Below are 21,440 nucleotides of genomic sequence, written 5' to 3' on the forward strand. Positions count from 1 at the left end.
AAAACCGAATAAAATAGCTGGGTTCCTTATTTTTTTGTAGTTTAATTCCTTAAATACCTAAATCACCTTTTTATATATTTATGAAAAAGAATTTGATCAATCAAAATGGAGTCTCGGATAAATTTTGGAATGTTGAATATTCGGGAAATACCCAAAAAATAGTTTTTGGAAAAACAGGAACCAAGGGACGTGAAACCATTAAAGAATTTGCAGATGAATTGGAGTGCATCAGGGAATCTGAAAAACTGATCAGCCAAAAGCTCAAAAAGGGATACACGGAAATTCCTGAACATGAGGAAATTCCTCAGAAGGCAGAACTTTCTGAAACCGAAAAAGCGGATATTTATTTCTGGGAAGCCATTGAAAAATCAAATAAATACAAAAACGCCCATTGGAGCGAGTATGATGTAGAGGAGCATCTGGAAAATCTAACGGCGTATCTCTCCAGATTCGGGAAAGAAAGGCTTGTTCTTTTTGAAAAGACCCTGCAGGAAAAGCTGAGTGACCTTTACACGGCTGAAATTGCGGAGCTTTCCATTGTTTTGGAATGCGAATTCAGTTCGGAGAATGGGAAATATATCTTTAAGGACTATCTTTCTGACGACGGATTTATTTATTTCCGCTGTTGGCTGCTACTGAAAGGCAAGGCGTTTTTTGATGATATTAAAAAAGATATACAGGCATTTGTAAGCGGGAAGTACAGCTTTAATATTGGAGACTGCTGGGCAGAGGGGCTGTTGTATGTAGCTGATGAAGCCTATTCTGCTAATCATGACAACGAAGATGAGTCGGAAATAAGGGATACCGTAGATGAGCTTTATCCCGAGAACCATTATGACAGTACGGACAGGCAGATGAACCGCGAGCCAAAGGGAGGTGCTGACCTGCAGACCATGTACCCGAAACTGGTAAAGGAAATGGGGGAATTGAGAAGTGCGTAAAATAAAGGGATATTCAGTCTTTTAACACTGGAGAATTACTGTCAATACTCTTTTCAGCCTTGTTTAAAGATACTAAAAAAGCCTTTCAGAAGAACTGAAAGGCTTTTGTATGTAGAACAATATATTATTTAAAGATTTCATTCTGATAAAGGATATGGTCATCTTCATCAAAGCTTATGATCAAAACTTTAAATTGCTTTGCAGTGTCGTTATTGAAGAATTTAATTCTTGGCGGAACGTAGTCGCTGTCAAATAAATTGGGATTCCAGTAGAGAGTTTGTCTGGTGTCATTTTCAATTTTAGCGGGAGAGTCATCATCCAGCATTTCAATAAGAAACTCGGAAGGTTTATCATATCCTTTGATAATCGCTGAGTTTGCTTTTGTTGCTTCTTTTCCAGTGTTTTTAGACTGCATATTGCCCTTCATTGTATAGATGGCTACTGCATCACCTAGTAATCCTGAATTTTTGATCACTTTTACCATCGCAATATTACTTACAGGAATGCTGTTAATCAAGGTAGGATCGGTAATCATCTCATCCAGATACAGTTTTGCCGGCTTGTTGCGAATATAGGGTACATTGATTCCTGAGCTATTTCTTTGAAGCGTTACACCGGCCACTCTTCCCTGCAGCCAGTCTAATATATTGTTTGCTCCCGCTGCACGCTGGTCTTCATTCACGAAGTCAAACACAACATCATTGATGGAATTAAACATGCCGCTGGACAATTGTTTATTTAATTCTTCTTTTGGATCCTTCTTTTTCCCTACTAATTTTACCTGTTCAATCTGGATCTCGGCACTCTCAATTTTTTTATTGTTTTTTTGAGTATTGATGGCCTTGGAAATAGCAGGAGGGAGGGTTTTGTTTTCACTGCCTTTTACTAATGTGTATTTTGTAGACGGGAAATTGCCCTTAAACGGAGTAGGAGTAACCAATGGTTCTATCGTGACGAATAAATTGTCCGTATTGGCTTCTTTATCATTTTCTGAACCTACGAATAATGAAACTTCCAAAGGGTCATCATTGTTAAGGTTATTTAAATACGCATATCCGTTTTGATCCGTCATAAACTGATTAAGGACAGGCTGGTTTTTCCCCAGTTTCAACATTAGGCTTATGGGAGTGTTGATCAGCAGGGCATTATTTTTAATTGGTTTTATTTTATAAGAAAGAAATTGTTGAGAATTGGTTTTAATGGTAGGTACAGATCCGCTAAGAACGGAGGTCCAGTCGAATCTTTTCCAGTTTTCAGAAATAAGCAGAGCGTCCAGCGCTTCTGCATTGGCGTTTTTGGAAAAGTATTGTGCGGGGCTGTCTATGTTTGAAGTAAAATCTCCTGTTAACCACAGGCTGCTGAGTAAATTTTCTTCGTCAGGCTTATTGCTTCCATCATCTTCACTTACCAACACCGTATAGTTTTTAAAATATGATTCCGGAGAAAGGTCAATACTATTGAAAGATCTTGGGGTTTGCTTTAGGCTCTGGCCAATAATTTCGGCTTTCTCAATCTTTAAATCATTAGGTTTTATAAAGCAAAGTCTTTTTGCTACCAGTTGGTCTTGATCATCAAAGATGGCTAATTGCAAAATGGCATTAGCTCCATTACTTATTTTTGGAGGGATAAGACTTGATACTTCATTGGTAAGCTGCTTAATATTGGCTTTGTAGGCAAGATGATTATTGATGGTTCCAACAATTTTGTAGCCCTGAAGCTGTTGTTTCAGGTTAACTCCCTTTAGGGTATATTTCACCCCGTCTTTGGAGCTGTTGATGTCCAGATGGAGGCCGCTGTCTGCAACCTGTGGCAGATCTATTGTTTTTTCTTTTCCTGCATTGTCCTGGATAACAACCTGGTATTTTTTTCCTGAAGCCGGAGTTATGGTAAAGGCAGCAACGTTTTTATCAAAAGATTTAAAGGTGCTTACAGGCATTTTAGGATTCTGGGTATCTATCACTTTTCCGGTCCAGTTTTCCGGCAGAGAAGTATTGCTTGATAATCTTACGGCAAACTTGGTAGGGATACCGTTAATGAAATTTCCTCCTTCCGGAAAGGCTTTTGCAGACCAATCTGAACTTTTGGAAATCACCAGTGACTCCGGTGAGCTGGGATTGTAAACAGGAAGAGCTTTAACGATCTGAAAATCCTCATTGAAATTGTTCATGTAAGGCGTATAGGCTCTTACAAAGTAAACTTGTTCGGGAAGGTTTTCGTTCAGTTTAAAATCTCCACTTCCTTCTCCATTGGTAAGGAGTATTGTTTTCCAGTCTATTAATTTTTTATCAGAATTGTATAATTCAACAAATAGAGTAGTAGATAATGCGGAACGGTTATAGCCATCAAATACAAAGCTTTTAAACCAGATTTTGTCCCCCGCTGCATATTGTGATTTGTCGGTAAGTAAGTATACTTTCTCCTGATCGTAATGGTCCTCAAGATTGGTAATTGCTTTCTCTAATTTAGTTTGTGCCAGTACAGGTTGTACCATAGAAAGAAGCAATACACAGAATATGTTTTTCATAGAAATCTTAGCGCATTTTAATTCTGTGCTAATGTAATGATTTAAAGACTTCGAAAATTGATATTTAACGTCTTATTTTAGAAAAAAATGAATGGGATTGATAAATTTTACGGATATGATTTCTGATTAAGGAGACATTCTTCTAGTAAAATGAGGTTCATTAAATGCCCTGAAGGAGAACTCAACGGAAAACATGCTGTAAATTAAAATATTAGATAGAAAGAATTAATCAATATCTGGTGAAAAAAAAGAAGTTGAATGAATATTTTTATTATTTTTATGAAATAAACTAATACATGAAAATAAATGAAAAATATTTTAACATAAATATTTATTAAAGTATAATATACTAAAAATAACCCTATAAAATTTCAATACGATAATATTCCTTGCGTTGGCTAGGCCTATCTTTCTATGGGCATAAAAATCATCGATAATTGAAAGCAGATACGGCAGAATTAAACTTAAACATACCATCAAACCAAATTATTTTTATGGAAAAATTACACAAACACACACACGGTTGTACGCACTGTGCCTGCAACAATCCTGTTTTAGAAATTCTTAAAGAAGAGCTTTTTAGTTCTGAAAATCTGGCAAAAATGAAAGCCGTTTTCGGAAAGAAGTCCAACCCAAAACCACAGGCGCTGATAATAAGCGGAGGAACCATCCGCCCTATGATTGGCGGGTCAACAAATACGGTGGAATCTATTGGGATGGCCAATGGGAAAGTTGTGATTACCGGTGATAAAAATACGGTAGCCAAGTATATGCTCAAACATCATCCGAAGCATCAAAAAAGAGAATTAACAGGAACTCAGACTCTACTCCCGGGACTTATTGAACCCCATGTTCATATGGTTCCTACGGCAATGATGTCTGACTGGCTGGATGTGAGTCCTTTTAACGGGCAGGATCTACTGCCTGTATATGATCTAACTTCTGTGGGGGCCATTATAAACAAAAACATTCCTAAAATCCCAGGCTATGTTATCTTGGGAAGAGGACTGGATCCGTCATTAATGCCTTTTATAGTAAAAGAAGATGGTTCAAAAGAGTTACAGACCATTGATAATACGGTGCTGGACAGTATCAATGCCAATGAGCCTATCATGCTGCTAAGCGCTTCTATGCATACCCTTTATCTGAACACCAAGGCTTTACAGCATGTATATAAAAACAGCAGTGAAATAAAAAAGCAATATAAAACGGTAGATCAGTATATTCTGGAAACGAAGGGGCAGCTGCAGGAAAGTCCGGAAATGACCCCTGCATTGAAAGTGGTTATGATACAGATCATTGCGATGAGTGTACATATAAATAAATATCTCACCGAGCTATTTCAATTGGCAAATTCCAGAGGAGTTACCTTTATGTACGATGCCGGATTGAATAAAGGTTTTGAAAAACTTTTGACGCTGTATTCTGAAACTCATACAGAATTGGTAAGAACGGGCGGGGCCTATATTTGCTCCAGCCAGGCAGATGCAGATAATCTGGGTGCTTATACAGAACCGGACGATTATAAACCTGTTTATTATGGACATGTTAAAGTAGTTTCGGATGGTTCTAACCAAGGGCTGACCGGCTATCAGAGCGCTCCGTACTTGTGTGATCCTGCTGATAATACAGGGATATTTAATTTCCCACAAGCGGGGATTCCTGCCCATACAATTCCACCGAGTTATAATGCACTAATCAATACCGTGGTAGCCGGCAAAGGCTGGCCGCTGATGGTTCATGCCAATGGAGATCAGGCAGTAACATTTGCCATCAATGCTTATCAAAGTGCTCTTGCTCAATATAAAGGCCCCGAACTGCGTAACCGAATTGAGCATTGCTCTCTTCTGACTCCGGATCAAATTACAAATATGCTTCAGATGGGAGTTTCTCCAAGCTTCCTTATCGGGCATGTGGGGTATTGGGGATATGCTTTTAAGAAAGTAATATTCGGTGAGAAAGCACAAATGCTTGATCTTTGTGGTTCCACGCTTGCTGTAGGGATGAGAATTACCCTTCACAGCGACAATGAGGTAAGCCCATTGGGACCTTTGAGAATGATGGAACAATCAATTACCAGAATCATGGAAAAGAAAACAACAAGCATTGAAGTTTTAAATAGTACCGAATGTCTTACCCCTGAGCAGGCTTTGATTGCAGTTACCTATGATGCTGCATGGCAATGCTACGCAGATAAATGGGTAGGATCATTAAATGAAGGTTACTTTGCTGATTTTGTTATATTGGAACAAGATCCTCTTTCGTTGAAGACCCAATCTGAACAATATATGAAAATGCGAAACATCCCGGTATTGGAAACCTGGGTGGGTGGTGTATGTGTATATCCGCAGGATCAAAAGAAGAATCAGAATGGAAAAGTGGGGTCTGAAAAAAATAAGGTCTTTTCAGAGAGCGTGTAACGGATCCTAAATAGGATTGGCGCGTTTGTTAATCAATAGAAATCAGAATAGAAATTCATCTATTCTGATTTTATTTTTTATGATATAAATAACTCAAAATAAGGCTATTCTATCCATAGGTGACCAGTGGAATAGGTTCTGGCTTTACCAGCCACAATTACTCTTTCATTTTTGTTTTCACAATAGAGTTGGCCGCCTCTTTCTGATAGCTGGCGGGCAAAAAGCCTATCTTTTCCCAATCTAGATGACCAAAATGGAATGAGTGAGCAGTGTGCAGAACCGGTTACGGGATCTTCAAGGATTGATGATTGTGGCGTAAAGTATCTTGAAACAAAATCACTGTCTGTACCTGCTGCAGTCACCACAACCCCTCCCGGATCCAGATTGATAAGATCAAAAAGAGATCTTTCGATTTTGATTTTTTTGATGTCTTCCTCAGACTCGTATACTAGAACATAGTCTCTGGATTTAAAAATTTCTTTCGGTTGAATAGTAAGAGATTGGGCAATATTATCAGGCAGAGTAGATGTTTCAGGCATTCTTGATGGGAAATCCATATAATAAAATCCGTCTTTTATATCAACGGTTAATTCGCCGCTTTTGGTTTCAAAAACAATTCTGCTTTTCTCGTAGTTTAAGAGGGAAGCTAAGCAATGCGCTGTGGCTAGGGTAGCATGCCCGCATAGGTCCATCTCTATTTCAGGGGTAAACCATCTCAGATGAATGGAGCTTCCATTATCAATAAAGAATGCTGTTTCTGCTACAGCGTTTTCACGGGCTATTTTTAAGAGAGTTTCATCGGGTAACCAATTTTTTAACGGAACAACACATGCAGGATTTCCATGGAAAATTTCTTCTGTAAATGCATCTATTTGATATAATTCTAACTTCATGATTGAGAAATTTTAAGTTGATAACAAATATAAATAAAAACCATTGGCAGCTTGGTAAAACTAAAAAGAAAAGAATAAAAAACGGAATGCAATAGGCAGAATTTTTATCTCATGAAAATAAATCCCAACTCTCGTCAGGATTTCATTCATTCTTTAGTCTTGTACTTTATTCATCGCAAACAATTACTTTGCTATGCTTTGGCTAGAGTTGATATTAAAATCGATAACCAACGCTCAATCCTAGCTTTATAACCTGATCGTGATCTGTTTTGTCTGCATTAAAAATAAGTCTTCCATAGGCTGTATTGGCTTCAAAAACAAATCCTTTCTTTGTAACCAGTTTGTAGCCCAGTCCCGCACCTAATGCAAGATCATAAACATCTTTATTTTCCGTGAAAGTCACATGGTCTGCTGCGTATATCTTTTTTCCATCAATGGAAGTGAACATTCCAAATCCTTCAACAAAAAAGCCGGAAGCAAATTTCTTCCCAAAATAATATCTGTAATAGGGGGAGATGAAGTAATTCATATCTTCTTCTCTTGTATTATCATAAACAATAAATGCAGAGATACCCAATGATGAATTTTTGTTTAAATACCGTTCGAAACCTGCTTCCACGGCACCGGATAAAGGCGAGATAAGATTCAGTTTAATTTCATTTTTTTTCTCAGACAGATCTCCTTTAGTTTCGTTTTTTTGAGCATTAACAGAATAAAAAGCAAATAAAAAGAGGATCAGTAAAAAGTTCTTTTTCATAAAAAAGTAATTTGAATTATTTAAAGGCAAAATTCAAATAATAAAAATTAGAACGGGTTTCAAAAGCTTAAAAATGGACAAAATGGTACTTATTTGAGGGTGTTTTTGTATTCATTTGGCGTTTGGCCGGTAACTTTTTTAAAGGCTTTATAAAAAGTGGTCTTCGAAGTAAAGCCGGATTCTAACCCCATTGTCAACAAAGTATAGTTTTCATATTCCGGATTTGAAATCATTTCTTTGACCGCCTCCACTCGATACTGATTGATATAATGAGCAAAGTTGTCTGCTGTTATCGTGTTTATAATTTGAGAAAGATATCCCGCACTTATGCCTAGCTTTTCAGCTACTTTTTCTCTGTTTAAGGTACTATCGGTATAAATGTGATCATCTTTGCAAAGAAGTTCCAGTTTTTGAAAATAAAGATTGTCAGCCGTTATAGATTCTTTGTATGCTTCTGCAGTGCTATTTTCTTGCGTTATACTGTTTTCTGCAACTTGCAGATTGGGGTGTATAATAGCCAAATCGTTGTTTAAAAATTGATAGACAGCCTCTTTGTTTTTGGCTAGCTTGTATTTGTAAATGCCTATATAGGCTGTCCAGTGCATGATAAATGTTGCCGATAAAGCCAGCCCACTCATGGTAGATGAAATGTCTATCCCAAAAAAGAAGCCAACCATATACGTAATTAGCCAGGTAGATAATAATAAATAGAGAGTAGTTAATAAGGTAATTACCCATTTTTTCTCTTGTGGGTCTTTTAAGTGCCTTATCATGAAATAAGAGTAAAAAGGAGGAAACAGGATGATGATAAAAGCAAATAAAAGCTGAATCAGTCTAAGGATATTGATTATAAAAATGCCTGAACCTGTGATTTTATAAATTCCTAAAATATCATTAAGATGGTAAATAATAGTAAAAGTAGAAGAATAGACAAACGGAATGTAGTACAAATAGGTTCTTTGTCTGTTCTTTACGGTATCATCAATTCGGTTTATGATAAACAGGAAGATGAAGACGGGTAGTAAAAATATCCACTCAATATAGTCCAGAAAACGAAGCAGAGGATAGGATGTAAATGCGCCTTCAATTTCAAAAACATAATTCAATAAAACCATTGAAAGAGCAAACAGCAGGTAGGCTAAATATTTATTTGAATTACTATTGAATAGGGAAGACTTTAAAATAACTAAGCCTAAGATGATTCCCTGGAAAATCGCAATATTTAAAAGTGTTGTATAGATCAATTTTTTATAAAAGTTGTTGTAAAGATTTGCTTTGGTATACCCCGGGAATTATTGTTTAAATATAGTTCTTTCATCCGAAATAATTAAAAAAACGGCGCCGTTTGTTTTAAAGTGGCGCCGTTTGCTTTGTGTGACCTGGGGAGAATGCTATTCAAGCCCCTTTTCATAGATATGGAAAACGATTTTAAGGTATTAATTCGGCTTTTGACATTCTCAAAAAGCTTTGTACTTCCTCTGTGAATTCATTTAGCAAAAATAGCTGCATCTCTTTATAAAGATTTTTTGAAAGGGAGCACAATGAGAGTTGATGCCCTTGCTGCAATTCCATGGTTTCAAAATAAGCCTGAACAGGTTTTTCATTCTTATTCATTCTTATATTCTCATTGTTTATTGTAATTTCTAAAGTGTTTAATCCTTCAGATAAGCCTGTTCCTATCGCTTTTACATAGCTCTCTTTCAGGGTCCAGAGTTTGAAAAAAAATGGGTTCTGATCCATTTCATTAAGGGCTTGAAGTTTTTGATGCTCTTCTGTACATAATGCTAATGAAGTTAGATCTTCTTTTACCTCCGTTATTTTTTCAATATCAATGCCTATCGGATGGTTTGAAACCACACCTACAACCCAATCTCCGGAATGCGAAATATTAAAATGAAAATGAGGGTGGTTGGGAAGAAAAGGCTTACCGAACTCCTGATATTCATACTGTATTTCATCGTTTTTTAAGCCATAGTGTTTGCATAGAATGGTACGGATGATCAAATCTCCCAATAATGATCTTGCAGCATCAATTGGTTTTCGGAATCTGTGGATTTTTGCTTTTTTATCAGGCGAAACATACCGGGTGAGCTCCTGAAATTCAGTTTCATTCAATGCTTTGTCAATATGTATACAATAGATATGCATGCTAGGACCATATTAAAAGATTCCAATCATTTTTTTGAGCAAACGAAGCCAATTTCCTATCCGGGTTAATGGCTACAGGATATTTTACTGAATACAGCATGGGAATATCATCACTTGAATCTCCGAAAGAAGCACAGTTTTCCAGATTGAACTCATTACTATGAGCGTGCTCGTTGATGAGCTCTGCTTTGCGTTTTCCGGTAACAGCAATACCCTCGAGTTCTCCTGTGTAGATTCCGTCTTTTGTTTCCAGACGGGATGCCATTAATTCTGCACCTAATTCTTCGGCTAGTGGCTGTAAAAATAGATCTAAAGAACCTGAGACTAAAACAATCCGGACTCCCTGTTCCCTCAATGCGCTGACAGTGTCAAGCGCATTCGGGAATAGTTTACTCTTATATTTTTCCTGATAACATTGGGTTTTCCATACATTCATTTTCTCTACAGAAATACCTTTGTACTGCCTATAGATGGAAGCTGTTGACCTTTCACGGCTGATCTTATCAAGGATCGTCCAATACATGAAACGAGCGGGAAGCATCATTTTCCAAAAATTATATCTGGAAGGAGGCATAACCTGCTTTTTAATGTATAACAAAGGTTCTACAATATTGCTTTTGGCTAATGTGCCATCCACATCAAAATAGGCAGCATGCAAATTTTCAGGTAAGTTTTTCATTCTGTTATCGTTCTAAAATTTACTTAAATGGGCTGCCAGATCCGGAGCATATTCTTCACCTACACAACCCAAATGATCTCCTTCAATATCTGTAACCTGAAGTGTTCCAAGACTTATTTCAGACCACAGTTCTACGATGTCATCATTGATGCCTGTTGCCGTTGTTGTACGCTGGTCTTTAGCTTTAAAATATCGGATATCCCCAAAATAAGGCGGAGAAACAAATCGGGAAGCTTTAAAGTTTTGGGCAAATGTATGGTAGGTTCTTTCCAGTAGTTCTTTAGGCATTTCACGTCCGGATAAACGCTTCATGGCATCAAGATACGCATCAAACCTTTCGGACTGGTTGACTTCTTTCATGTTGTTGAAAACTGAACTTACCTGAGCTAACTCTTCGCTGCCCTGTAAGTTAAAAATAGCTCCTTCAGGTAGCTCGTTCTTATTTTCCTGCAAGGTATGGGTTACCCAGTTCATGAATAATTTCCCGTTCATCTCCCCAAAACCTGCATCTGCCGGAGTAATCCCTAAATTTGGGAGGAAGCGGAATTCCACAAACAGGTCATCGTATACCTTGAACGGAACACGGATGGCATCTATAATACAGAGATCTACCACTTCAATGCCTTTTTCGCTAAGTCTTCTCGCCATTTCCACAGCAATCATACTTCCGATGGAATAACCAATTAGCTGTACCTTTTTCGCTCCATTCTCAATAATGGATACGCAATAATCATCGGCAATACGCTCCACTAGTTGGTCGCTGTCTATTGCGCAATAGGCATCAAAATCCCCGACTGAAATTCCATATACCGCCCCCGAATTTTGATTGACCATTTCGCGGATCAGATGTTTATACCTTTCCAAAGTACCACCACCGGCGTGAAGAATGATACGATGTGTTCCTGAGGGATCCCCTCCAAAATGGGTAAGTGTTCCAATACGGGTTATTTTTTTAATTTCTTCAGTTTTTTTCTGAACTCCTGCATTGTTTTCCTGATCTCTAAAGAAATCTGCAAGATCTGCAATGGTAGGAGAAGTAAGGATTTGTCTTAGAATCAGATCAAAAGTCAGATTATTTTGACCTTTTTCAACGAAAATATCTCTTAGTTTTCCCGCCATTTGTGCGGATATCAGAGAATCCGCACCAAAGTCATTAAGGTTCTGCTGCTTGTCAATATAATCAAGACCAAGAGAGCTGCACCATAAATCATGAATCGTTTTTTCAAGTTCATCTTTGAAATCCTGAATGCCTGTGGTGGTTTTGCCTGTATCAATCATACACAACTCTTCCAGCTTTTTGACATCGACCTTACCGTTTACGGTTACCGGAATTTTATCAAGAACCTGAAGATGGGAAGGAACCATATAGGATGGTAATTTTTTACCTAAAAACTGTAATATTGCGGAAGTGAGGTCTGTATCAGATCGATTTCCTGTGAGAACGATAAAACCGAATAAGGTTTTAATTTTATTGTTTTCGGTATTGCTTTTTGCAATCACCACTGCATTGGAAACATTCGGATGCAAGGTTAAAGCAGATTCAATTTCTCCTAATTCAATACGGTGACCTCTTATTTTAATCTGTTTGTCCTTTCTTCCTAAAAATTCAATTTCACCTCCAGGAGTATATCTGCCCAAATCTCCGGTTTTGTACATCCTTTCTCCATCTGAGGGATGTGGGAAAAAACGTTCACGGGTAAGATCAAGGTCATTGAAATATTCCAGTGCAAGCCCTGAACCTGTGATAAATAGATCTCCAGACTTCCATTCCGGACAATCTCTCATCTGTTCATCCAAAATACGGAATCCCTGGTTGGAAAGCGGCCTTCCGTAGGGTATACTGTTCCAATCCGGCTGCAGGCCATTGTAGATATGGAAATTGGACCAAATAGAGGCTTCAGTAGCACCACCCAGGCTTATGAGTTGTACAGATGGAACCAACTGTTTCAGGGTATCGGGAAGGTTCAAAGGAATCCAGTCTCCTGATAATAATGCCAGTCTGAAATGACTTAGAGAACTGCTGATTTCCTGTTTTTCAGTTTCCAGAAAATTAACAAACATCTGCATAAGGGCAGGAGCGGTATTCCATACTGTGATGTGATGGTTTTGCATCAGTTCCAGCCAGTGGGAGGGATCTCGCTGACGATCAGGGTGAGGGTAGATAATGGTTCCGCCAAGCCCAAGCAATCCAAAAATATCATACACAGATAGATCAAAACCGAGTTGTGATAAAGCAAGAACGCTGTCTTTTTCATGAATGTTGAAACGTCTGTTGAGGTCTTCAATCGTATTCATAGCTCCCAAATGGGAAATGACAACTCCCTTAGGTTCACCGGTAGATCCTGAAGTATAGATGACATAGGCCGGTGCATTGTGATCTTTCTGTATGTTTGCAGAAATTTTTTCAAAATGGGCTTCTTTGCTATTTTGTAAGGTATCTACAGCAATAATATGTACATTTTTTTCCACTCCGTATCCTTGCTGAGTGATTTCATCTGAAGTCAGAACATACTTGATCCCTGCATTTTTAATAATTTTTGTTCGCCTGTCAACAGGTTGATTGAGGTCTATCGGAACATATACCCCTCCTAATGCAAGTACCGCCAATACTGAGGTGACCTGATGGTGGGATTTAGGAAGGGTAATGGCTACTTTATCCTGTTCTCCACAACCCAGTTGTTTTAATTGTAAAGCAATAGCAGCTGCTTTTTGCTCTATATCTTTATAGGTAAATGAACCATACTGATCAACAATGGCGATTTTGTCCGCTAAAGTTTTGAAATTCCTGATGACAGGTTCATGAAGTAATGCTTTCGGCAGTGCTGCAGGTTCATGATTGAGCTGGTCTCTTTCCTGCTGGTGTCTTGGCGGTAAAATGACAAGCTCTTTTTTATGCCATGATTCAGAATGATCTGATAGCTCGTTGAGTAGGTTTTCAAAGGTTGAAAACATATCGTTGACCATATGTTCCGGGAAAATTCCGTCACGGGTATCCCAGTTAACAGAAAGTCCCTGTGCGGTATCTACAACCTGGCAGTCAATGAATACCTGTGGAGTCTGGCTGATGTTATAATCACCGATTTGTCCTTTTAATCCGGCTTCTTCACCGGTATCCAATAACCCGATGGCGCTTGTTAGTACAACGGGTAAAAGTACTCTTCCGTTCTGTTGTTTTTTTGTCATTTCACGAAGCACCTCAACACCTGTAAACAAAGGATGATCAAGGTCGTCAAAAAGCTGAATATTCATGTTTTTTGCCATTTCACTGAATATTTGGGGTTCTCTGTAATCTACTTCAAGCAAACTAACCGAAGTAAAGTCACCCACAATCTGATGAACCTCAGGATGAAGAGGCATACGGTTTAATACGGTAAGGTTGAGACAGAAATGAGCCGTTTCGCTCCAGCGTTCCAGTACGGAAGCATAGACTGCAGCTACTGCGGAAGTAGGAGTAATGCCATGCGAATTGGCCGTTGCTTTAAAGCTTTCCCATTTCTTTTTTTCGATGAGCGTACTGTTTCTTGTAAAGTGGTTGGATGAGGTGTTTTCTCTGCGGGACACAGGCAGAGAAGGGCCTGCTGGTAATGTTTCTACACGGTTCAGCCAATAGTTTCGGTCTTTGGCATAGGCTGGGGTTTCCCGTATACCTCTTTCTGCAATGGCATAATCTCTGAAACTAAGATTGAATGGTGAAAGCTGAATATCAGGATTGAAATAAAGCTTTTCAAATTCTGCCATCAGCATCCACATACTGATCCAGTCCGCAATAAGAAATTCCATCGAAAAATGAAGGACGGACTCTTTTTTCTGCTCAGATTGTGTGGTTGTTACAGCAATATCAAATAAAGGCCATTGTTCAGTATCATAAACACGATGGCTCATCTGTCCCCGAACTTCCTCCAAAACAAAGGCTTGTTCCTGAATGGCTAATGAGGAAACATCCTGATGGCTTACCTTGAAAGGAGGGGTTTCCTGTTGAATGCTCTGGAACCCCTGATTGCTCACGGTAGCCCGTAACATTTCATGCCTTTGAATCAATCTGTTCCATATGTTTTCTACAAGCTCATGGTCTAATGTATTGTATTTTAATTCCATATAAAGATGGCAGGCTACTCCTCCATATCTGAATCCTGGATTTCTTCCCAGAAGATATGCTGACTGCACATCGGTAAGGGGAAACGGTTTATAGCGGTTCGGCAGATCATTCTGAATGGTAATGGTTTTATTTTCAGATTCAAGAAAGTCTAATATTTTAATTTTATTTTCCTTGAGCTGCTCAAGGTCGCTAGGTTCCAATACTCCTTTGGGAGCTTTGAATTTTAATTTTCCGTCTTCGGTCCAAAGCTGAATTTTCTTTTTACGCATGTTGTTCATCAGCTCCTGAACATCAACGGATTCTATATAAGTTGTCATAGGGTTATTCATATTATTTGATTCTAAAGCCGATTAAGAGACGCTTATTTCTTCCGGTTCGGCTGGAATATGGTTTGCAAGCTCTATAAGTTTGCTTATTTCAATCTGCTCATACGATGCTTCCGGTCTTAATGTTGGGGATCCTAATGCATGTGTCAGGTCATGCCATAATCGGGTGCATAATAATTCCAGATGAGCTCTTTGCTCAGGTTTTTTGTCGCCTGTGATGAAGCTTTTCATCGCCTGAAGGTCCTTGCCAATAGCTCTTGGCCATTGTTTTTGAAGAATTTCCTGATAGGTAGGCGGAAACTCAGGTCCTAAAACCATTGTGCTTTTTTCATTCAGATGATTTTCGGCAGAGACGTTTCTCAACAATTCATTATGCGGAATGTGAAGCTGGGCTTTCCAAACAACAGGTCCGTGGGTATCGGTGAGAGATAAAGTCCCTCCGGAACATCCTATAGAAATGGTATGCAATAAATGCTGATGGTTATCGGGGTCGTTTGGATTGACTTCATTATGGGCCCTAAGGGTAAGGGGTAAACCTCCCCATTCACCGGTAAGTACCTGAAATGGGCCTGAATCTTTTAATACATGATGAATGTTCAGAGGTCTCGGGTTGGGCAGAAGATCAATCATCATCTGCACCAACGGAAATGATACCTGAGTGGCCAATGCTATATCGATATAGGCTACCTTTTTTGTTTCAAAAAGATGCTGTGCGACTTTGGAAAACCTTTTAAAAGCAGGGAGATGAACATACAGGTTACCTGTAATAAAGTGTACATTGTTTGATTTAGCTGCCCGTAAACAGGTTGCGAGATCATTGTGGTGAATGGGGTGCTCTTGTATTACATGGATTCCTTTTTCCATGCAGTAAAGGGCAAATTCGGTTCCTTTTCCGCCCATAACTCCTGAACGGAGAATAATGCAGGCCAGGTCTACTTCATCAGGATTTATTTCTGAAATATTGTTTAAAAGAGGTATCCCATATGCCTCTGCACATTTTTTTGAACGTTCACTGCCACCGGCTATCAAAGCTTTGATCTCAAAGTCCTCAGACAGGTTACTGAGCGCTTCCAGATAAAACTGTCCGAAAGTAGAGCCTATGACTACCGTTCTTATTTTCCCTGATTTATATTTTTTGATCGTGTTCATTTTTTTTAGTTTTTATAATGTTCCTTCTTCCTCTACAGAAAGTTCTTCGATAGAGTGGTCAATGATCTGGATACTGTGTGTGGAATCGGTTTTTTCCAGATGATCCATTACATAATTGATATCATCAATAGAAGCAGCGTGATGTAATCCTGGTTTTATCTTACCGTCCAGTACTGCTTTTACAATAATCGCTGCCATTTTTCCACAGAAAGGAATGATTTTTCCTACCTCATACACTGCGGTCTGTGTTTTTTCCCGACCTTCTGATTCTCCGGTTAGCTGAACCATAAGAATGAAATAGGGGCTTCTGCCTAGGGTATCCATTTCTACCGCAAAGCATAGTTTTTCAATCATGGCTTTGGGGTTTGCTTTGTACTCAAAGCTGGCACTGTCAAGGGCTGCTATTGATTTTTCTCCCTCCACGGCGGCATACCATTCTCCATTTTCTAGGGAAAGTCTTTGGGCTACCAGCTGAGTTTCATCATCAAACAAAGGAAATAAGGTGACTTCTCCGGGGAAGAAAGGAAGTTCAACTCCGCTTTTTCGTGATAAAACATTCGGGACAATACCGTTTCTCCATGCAGCACGGGGAACGTTGTTGGAATGTAATGAGCCTTCCAGATAATCTTCTGCGCCGGCTTTTGAAAGTTGCCCTGAAGTACCGTAATAGCTAAGCAGTGAATGAACTTTGTCAAACTGTTTCCCAAACCATATCGGAAACAACCCTGAAAATCCCGGTGTAGCGCCAGCCGCATAAACAATGATATTGTCACCGGTATCTAATGGATTGCTGTGATAATCATTGTCTATTCCTGCATCTACCATATTGACATGATGCTGTAAACATATTTTGGCAATACGTCTGGAGTAGCGATGGGATGGGGCAGCACAGTTTAATATCAGATCACAACCGGCAATAAAGCCGGCAATACTTTCATCACTTTCTACGTCTACCTTTTCCCAGATGGCTTCGGGTAATACATCATACTGTTTTGCTTTTCCTTTTTCGGGGTTACGTCCTCCAATTTTTAAAGGGCCAATACCATATTGTTGCAGAGTAAGACAGGCATGATGACCTACTTCTCCATATCCTCCTATTATTCCTATCATAATTAAATTTCTCCTATTTCCATGGTTTCCAATTCCTGTTGCAGCTTTACGTGTTCTATTTGCACTTTAGCGGCAACATCTTTTAAAGTCGCTCCAAATAATTCTCTCAGAGAGAGATTCACTTCAAATTTTTTCTTCACTTCTGTGAGAAAGCGGGTAGCAGATAAGCTGTCTCCGCCTATTTCAAAGAACACATCATTTCTTCCTATGGCTTCCAATGCGAGAAGTTCTTTCCAGATCTCAGCAATTTTTTCTTCCATTGTTCCTGTTGGTTTTTCAAAATCTTCCGCACTTTTACGAACATCTGCTTCTATCATGGTTTTTACCAGTTCTGTAAATGATTTTCGGTCTATTTTTCCATTGGTACTCAATGGCATCCACGGAAGAATAACCAGTTTTTCGGGGATCATGTGGGGGGGCAATAATGTCTGAATATGAGAAAGTATCTGCGTTTCCTTTAATTGAGGCCGGTTTTCCGGACAATAACTATCATATACAATGGTGAAGGAATCTTCAATTTCTTCGGCAAGCACTTTTGCAAAGCCTGTTTTCAGAAAATAGTTCTTCCAGGATGCTTTATTTAACATCGGACTGAATATTTCTCTTCGTTGCAGATCAAAATGTTGGAATCCACGATCAATAACTCCTGAGCTTATCAAAGCAATCGGCATCAGTAATCCGGCTTCAATAGCTAAAAGTCTTCCTCCGTTATTTAAAAGTAAGTTGCTGATAAATACTCCCTGATCCGGTTGAGGGAAGCGGTGAAGTGTATTAATAGCCACTACAAAATCAAAATGATACCAGTATTCCTCAGGAACCTGATTGTGTTTCAGTTCAATTCCGTTCACCTGATATCCTGCTTTAGACAATCTGTCGGTACAGCTGCGTACCATGGCACGGCCTTCATCAATTACAGAATATTCAATATCACTTTTCTGAGTGGCATGAAGTAACTTTTCAGTTAAAATCCCTGTGCGTCCTCCCAGTATAGCTATTTTCATCTTTTTTTCAGATTGGACAGCTGCCTGATTTATTTTTTCGGCAATACATTCAATTCCCTTCAAAGTACTTTTATCATGGGTGCTTAGTATTTCAGGTGATAAAAGTTCATCATCCAGTAAAGAAACGGAGGGAATAACATTCGAAAGGATTTGACGGAGCAAGGATTTTCGTTCATTAAGCTTTTCTCTGAAAGTGTTCAGGAAAGAATCATCGGAATTGATGGGATTGAGTTCAGCAAATAGAAGCTGGTCTTCTTTTTCCATTAAAATATTTTCTTCAAGCAACCAGTTCAGCCACATATCCAATATTGGAGATTGTTCAGAAGCAATACCTGTTTCTTTAATGAGTACAGATTTTAATTGTGTGATCTGATCTGATAATGGTTGTTTTGAAAGTAGAAGGTCAGAATCATTGACGGTAGCTTTTACCGTATGGTCAGATAGATTTAATAATTCATATAAAAAATTGGCGACTACCTGCTTTTGAAGCTCATATTCAGTTTGGGCAATAGGAGAGGGGGTTGTCGGGAGATCATCAGTCTCATCACTTCCAGTCACTTTTTCTCCCACAATTCCTGCCACCAAATGAGCAGACTTGTTAATGGAAATCACTGCTGCTGTAGCCTGGGTCACGCCCGGAAAACTTTTCAGAGCGGATTCTATTTCTCCGAGTTCTATTCTGAAACCGTTCACCTTTACCTGATGATCAATGCGGCCTAAGAATTCCAGATTACCATCCGGCCAGTAACGTCCGAGATCACCCGTGCGATACCATTTTTCTCCGTGAGCAGTAACAAAACGGCTATGGGTAAGCTCTTCATTGTTGGTATAGCCTGTAGCAACTCCTTTTCCGCCGATCCACAATTCTCCGGTAATGCCATCCGGACAATCCATGCCTAAATGGTTCACTACTCTGTATTTCTGGTTGGCCAGGGGTTTCCCGTATGGAATTGATTTCCAGTTCGGCTGAATCTCTTTCACAGGAAAAAAATTAGACCAAATAGAGGCTTCTGTAGCACCACCAAGGGCAACAAGTTGACCGTTTTCTGATTTTTCCTGCATTCTCTCTTTTAAATCTAATCCTACCCAATCTCCTGATACTAATACCAGACGGAGGCTTGATAAGTCATTTTCTGCTGAAGAACTTAAAAGCAACATGTCAAAGAGTGCCGGAACTGAATTCCAGACTGTTACTTTATATTTTTCAACTAAATTTACCCATAGTAAAGCTTCTTTTCGTTCTTCCTCACGAATCAATACTAATGATCCACCTACTGCCAGCAATCCGAAAATATCATAAACAGACAGGTCGAAATCAAGGGCAGATATTGCTAAGGCTCGATCTGAAGCAGTAATATTAAATTTTGTATTGATATCCTGAATAGTATTCCAAGCTGCAGAATGGGTGATTTCTACTCCTTTGGGCTCACCTGTAGATCCAGAAGTGAAAATAATGTAAGCCAATTGATCTACACCTGAATTGACAGGAGCCTCCAAAGGAATTATCTCAGAGAGTTCATCCATATTGATGATGGTAATGTGCTGTTCCTGTGCTAAATTTTTAAGATGAGGAAAATCAGAAAGAGTTGAAGAGTCAGTAACAATAAATTGTACACCTGCTTTTTTAAAGATTTTTTCCTGACGGCCTGCGGGTTGTTCTACACCTACCGGAATATACAATGCTCCACTTCCTAGAATCCCCATCACAGCAATGATTTGAGATGAACCTTTTGGTAATACAATAGCTGCCCGATAGTCCGGTTTTGTTCCGTTGGTTCCCAAAATTGCGGAAAGCTTCAAGGCCTTATTGGCGAGTTCTCCGTAGCTCATCTGGAAAGATTGATCTTCCTCCCAATACAAGGCAGTATCCTCAGGATGTTTTGAAGCATGCTGGAAAAAAGCCTGATGAATAAGTTTCGGTTGAATCTCTGTTAAAGTCTGATTGACTTCATTTCTAATTGTTCTTTCCTGTTGGTTCAGAAGATCCGGTAAAGGCTGAGTCCAGTTTTCCTGTGACGACCAGTTCAGCAGGCAATTGTGAGTTTCTGCCAGAGATTTTACTTTTTCTTCACTTAAAAATCCGGAATTAACATACCATTTGATTTGTATGTCTTCAGCAACTGTAATTATGATAAGAACAGAAGATGTTATTGTGGGAATATTAAAATCTGATGAATCATTGTGAAGAATCACTGAAAATGTATTGCCTAACAAGTCTGTCGATTTATTGGGATCTGAAGCCAAAGAATCACGTAGATCGGTACAATACTTCAGGAAACTTTGATCCCATTCGATATTTTCGGCAACGGGATTGAGTAAAATAGATGTAAAATCATTTTTACTAATGATATTCATCTGTTCGCCTGCTTCCTGATCGGGAAGATCAAGCCAGGTTGTTAAAGAAAGTGCTGCAGCAAAAACCAATACGGTTTCCGGCTGTAAATCATGCTTTTTTGATTGATCCAGAATCATCTTCCATCTTTCCGGTGAAATATGAACATTTTCCATATGCCAAGTAGCGTCATGGATAATCTGGGATGTTGTTTTATAGTGAATTGAATCCTTTGTCATGAATCATAATAATTTAAGAGAGTGATTTTTTTGTTTGGGTAATGGTATCCAGTAGGGAGTTCAGATAGAGGTCACCCAATGCCTGAATAAAAAAGTGATGGCCTTCAAACTCCTTGATCTGAAATTCATCTGCGGTGACTTCTTTCCAATATTCTACGATTTCTTTATTGGCATCATCCTGTGTAGCACAATGGGCTTCAATTGGAATCTGAAGTTTTTGTCCTGTATATCGTAAGGATTCATGAGTGCGTAAGTCTCCTCTGAGTTGGGAAAGAGTAAACTGTAACATTTCAGGATGGTTCAATATAGCGTCCGGGGTGCCGCCCATTTTTTTGATTTCTTCAATAATATCTGCATCGGTGCTGGCACTGCTCATGGGATTCGGATCTTTCATATGAGGAGCATGGCGTCCGGCTACGATAAGTTTTTCAGGTAGTTGAAAACCTCTTTCCTGCAAAGTATAAGCAACCTGGAAAGCTACTGCTGCACCAAAGCTATGCCCGTAAATGATATAAGGAGAGCGTACTACCTTTGGAAAAATCGATAAAAACGCATCTACGAGTTCATCAATGGATGCCGCTGCTGGTGATGTAATGTGGTTACCCCGTCCCGGAATTTCAACCGGGATGAAGTCTATATCTCTGTTATTGGCAGTATTACACCAAGCTCTGTACAAGCTGGCCCCACTGCCTGCTGAGGGAAAACAAAATACCTGAATGCGCTCTTCTGAAGAGTGGAACGCATTCTTATTTTCATTTTCCTCACGTATTTTTCTATGGTTAAAAGGAAACCATTTTTGTAGAATGTCCATATAGTTTTAATCTG

General features: G+C 39.0%; 13 protein-coding genes. 2 read left to right on the plus strand and 11 right to left on the minus strand.

Annotation, left to right across the window (positions count from 1 at the left end):
- Nucleotides 1–80 precede the first annotated feature (80 nt).
- On the plus strand, nt 81–941 hold the full coding sequence (locus C7D53_RS05505; RefSeq protein WP_106915357.1) for a DUF4240 domain-containing protein: 861 nt from the start codon (nt 81–83) through the stop codon (nt 939–941).
- A gap of 124 nt (nt 942–1,065) precedes the next feature.
- Here the strand turns inward: C7D53_RS05505 and C7D53_RS05510 are convergent, their stop codons facing one another.
- The gene (locus tag C7D53_RS05510) at nt 1,066–3,465 is read right to left on the minus strand and encodes a hypothetical protein (RefSeq protein WP_106915358.1); all 2,400 of its coding nucleotides are present in this window, start codon (nt 3,463–3,465) and stop codon (nt 1,066–1,068) included.
- A 494-nt stretch (nt 3,466–3,959) separates the two neighbouring features.
- Between C7D53_RS05510 and C7D53_RS05515 the strand changes: the two genes are divergently transcribed.
- Nucleotides 3,960–5,885 carry an amidohydrolase gene (locus C7D53_RS05515; RefSeq protein WP_162926093.1) on the plus strand — a complete coding sequence of 642 codons (1,926 nt, stop codon included), beginning with the start codon at nt 3,960–3,962 and terminating at the stop codon, nt 5,883–5,885.
- 104 nt (nt 5,886–5,989) lie between these two features.
- On the opposite strand, the gene C7D53_RS05520 is transcribed toward C7D53_RS05515, so the two are convergent.
- The 10 genes from C7D53_RS05520 to C7D53_RS05565 all read right to left on the minus strand — a co-directional run bounded on the left by C7D53_RS05520 (nt 5,990) and on the right by C7D53_RS05565 (nt 21,426).
- Nucleotides 5,990–6,778, minus strand: a complete 789-nt coding sequence (locus C7D53_RS05520; protein WP_106915360.1) for a PhzF family phenazine biosynthesis protein — start codon at nt 6,776–6,778, stop codon at nt 5,990–5,992.
- A gap of 214 nt (nt 6,779–6,992) precedes the next feature.
- Complete coding sequence (locus C7D53_RS05525; RefSeq protein WP_106915361.1) at nt 6,993–7,535, minus strand: DUF3575 domain-containing protein; 543 nt, start codon at nt 7,533–7,535, stop codon at nt 6,993–6,995.
- Nucleotides 7,536–7,624: 89 nt separating this feature from the next.
- Nucleotides 7,625–8,779 carry a helix-turn-helix domain-containing protein gene (locus C7D53_RS05530; RefSeq protein WP_106915362.1) on the minus strand — a complete coding sequence of 385 codons (1,155 nt, stop codon included), beginning with the start codon at nt 8,777–8,779 and terminating at the stop codon, nt 7,625–7,627.
- Nucleotides 8,780–8,963: 184 nt separating this feature from the next.
- Nucleotides 8,964–9,683: a 4'-phosphopantetheinyl transferase family protein gene (locus C7D53_RS05535; RefSeq protein ID WP_106915363.1), complete on the minus strand. Its 720-nt coding sequence runs from the start codon at nt 9,681–9,683 to the stop codon at nt 8,964–8,966.
- Nucleotide 9,684: 1 nt separating this feature from the next.
- A complete protein-coding gene (locus tag C7D53_RS05540; RefSeq protein WP_106915364.1) occupies nt 9,685–10,362 on the minus strand; it encodes an HAD family hydrolase in 678 nt (225 codons plus the stop codon).
- Nucleotides 10,363–10,374: 12 nt separating this feature from the next.
- Entirely contained in the window at nt 10,375–14,787 is a 4,413-nt protein-coding gene (locus C7D53_RS05545) for a non-ribosomal peptide synthetase (RefSeq protein ID WP_106915365.1), read from the minus strand.
- 21 nt (nt 14,788–14,808) lie between these two features.
- Nucleotides 14,809–15,933: a Gfo/Idh/MocA family oxidoreductase gene (locus C7D53_RS05550; RefSeq protein ID WP_106915366.1), complete on the minus strand. Its 1,125-nt coding sequence runs from the start codon at nt 15,931–15,933 to the stop codon at nt 14,809–14,811.
- A gap of 12 nt (nt 15,934–15,945) precedes the next feature.
- Nucleotides 15,946–17,043: a saccharopine dehydrogenase NADP-binding domain-containing protein gene (locus tag C7D53_RS05555; protein ID WP_106915367.1), complete on the minus strand. Its 1,098-nt coding sequence runs from the start codon at nt 17,041–17,043 to the stop codon at nt 15,946–15,948.
- A gap of 2 nt (nt 17,044–17,045) precedes the next feature.
- The gene (locus C7D53_RS05560; RefSeq protein ID WP_106915368.1) at nt 17,046–20,615 is read right to left on the minus strand and encodes an amino acid adenylation domain-containing protein; all 3,570 of its coding nucleotides are present in this window, start codon (nt 20,613–20,615) and stop codon (nt 17,046–17,048) included.
- Between the two features lie 13 nt (nt 20,616–20,628).
- On the minus strand, nt 20,629–21,426 hold the full coding sequence (locus C7D53_RS05565) for a thioesterase II family protein (RefSeq protein ID WP_106915369.1): 798 nt from the start codon (nt 21,424–21,426) through the stop codon (nt 20,629–20,631).
- Nucleotides 21,427–21,440 lie beyond the last annotated feature (14 nt).

Source organism: Chryseobacterium aurantiacum (genome assembly GCF_003020585.1).
In the GTDB taxonomy this organism is placed as follows: Bacteria; Bacteroidota; Bacteroidia; order Flavobacteriales; family Weeksellaceae; genus Chryseobacterium; species Chryseobacterium aurantiacum.

Bases quoted from the DNA above. Each gene is read 5' to 3' on its own strand.
- C7D53_RS05505 (WP_106915357.1), top strand. From the start codon at position 81: ATGAAAAAGAATTTGATCAATCAAAATGGAGTCTCGGATAAATTTTGG.
- C7D53_RS05510 (WP_106915358.1), bottom strand. From the start codon at position 3,465: ATGAAAAACATATTCTGTGTATTGCTTCTTTCTATGGTACAACCTGTA.
- C7D53_RS05515 (WP_162926093.1), top strand. From the start codon at position 3,960: ATGGAAAAATTACACAAACACACACACGGTTGTACGCACTGTGCCTGC.
- C7D53_RS05520 (WP_106915360.1), bottom strand. From the start codon at position 6,778: ATGAAGTTAGAATTATATCAAATAGATGCATTTACAGAAGAAATTTTC.
- C7D53_RS05525 (WP_106915361.1), bottom strand. From the start codon at position 7,535: ATGAAAAAGAACTTTTTACTGATCCTCTTTTTATTTGCTTTTTATTCT.
- C7D53_RS05535 (WP_106915363.1), bottom strand. From the start codon at position 9,683: ATGCATATCTATTGTATACATATTGACAAAGCATTGAATGAAACTGAA.
- C7D53_RS05540 (WP_106915364.1), bottom strand. From the start codon at position 10,362: ATGAAAAACTTACCTGAAAATTTGCATGCTGCCTATTTTGATGTGGAT.
- C7D53_RS05545 (WP_106915365.1), bottom strand. From the start codon at position 14,787: ATGAATAACCCTATGACAACTTATATAGAATCCGTTGATGTTCAGGAG.
- C7D53_RS05550 (WP_106915366.1), bottom strand. From the start codon at position 15,933: ATGAACACGATCAAAAAATATAAATCAGGGAAAATAAGAACGGTAGTC.
- C7D53_RS05555 (WP_106915367.1), bottom strand. From the start codon at position 17,043: ATGATAGGAATAATAGGAGGATATGGAGAAGTAGGTCATCATGCCTGT.
- C7D53_RS05560 (WP_106915368.1), bottom strand. From the start codon at position 20,615: ATGACAAAGGATTCAATTCACTATAAAACAACATCCCAGATTATCCAT.
- C7D53_RS05565 (WP_106915369.1), bottom strand. From the start codon at position 21,426: ATGGACATTCTACAAAAATGGTTTCCTTTTAACCATAGAAAAATACGT.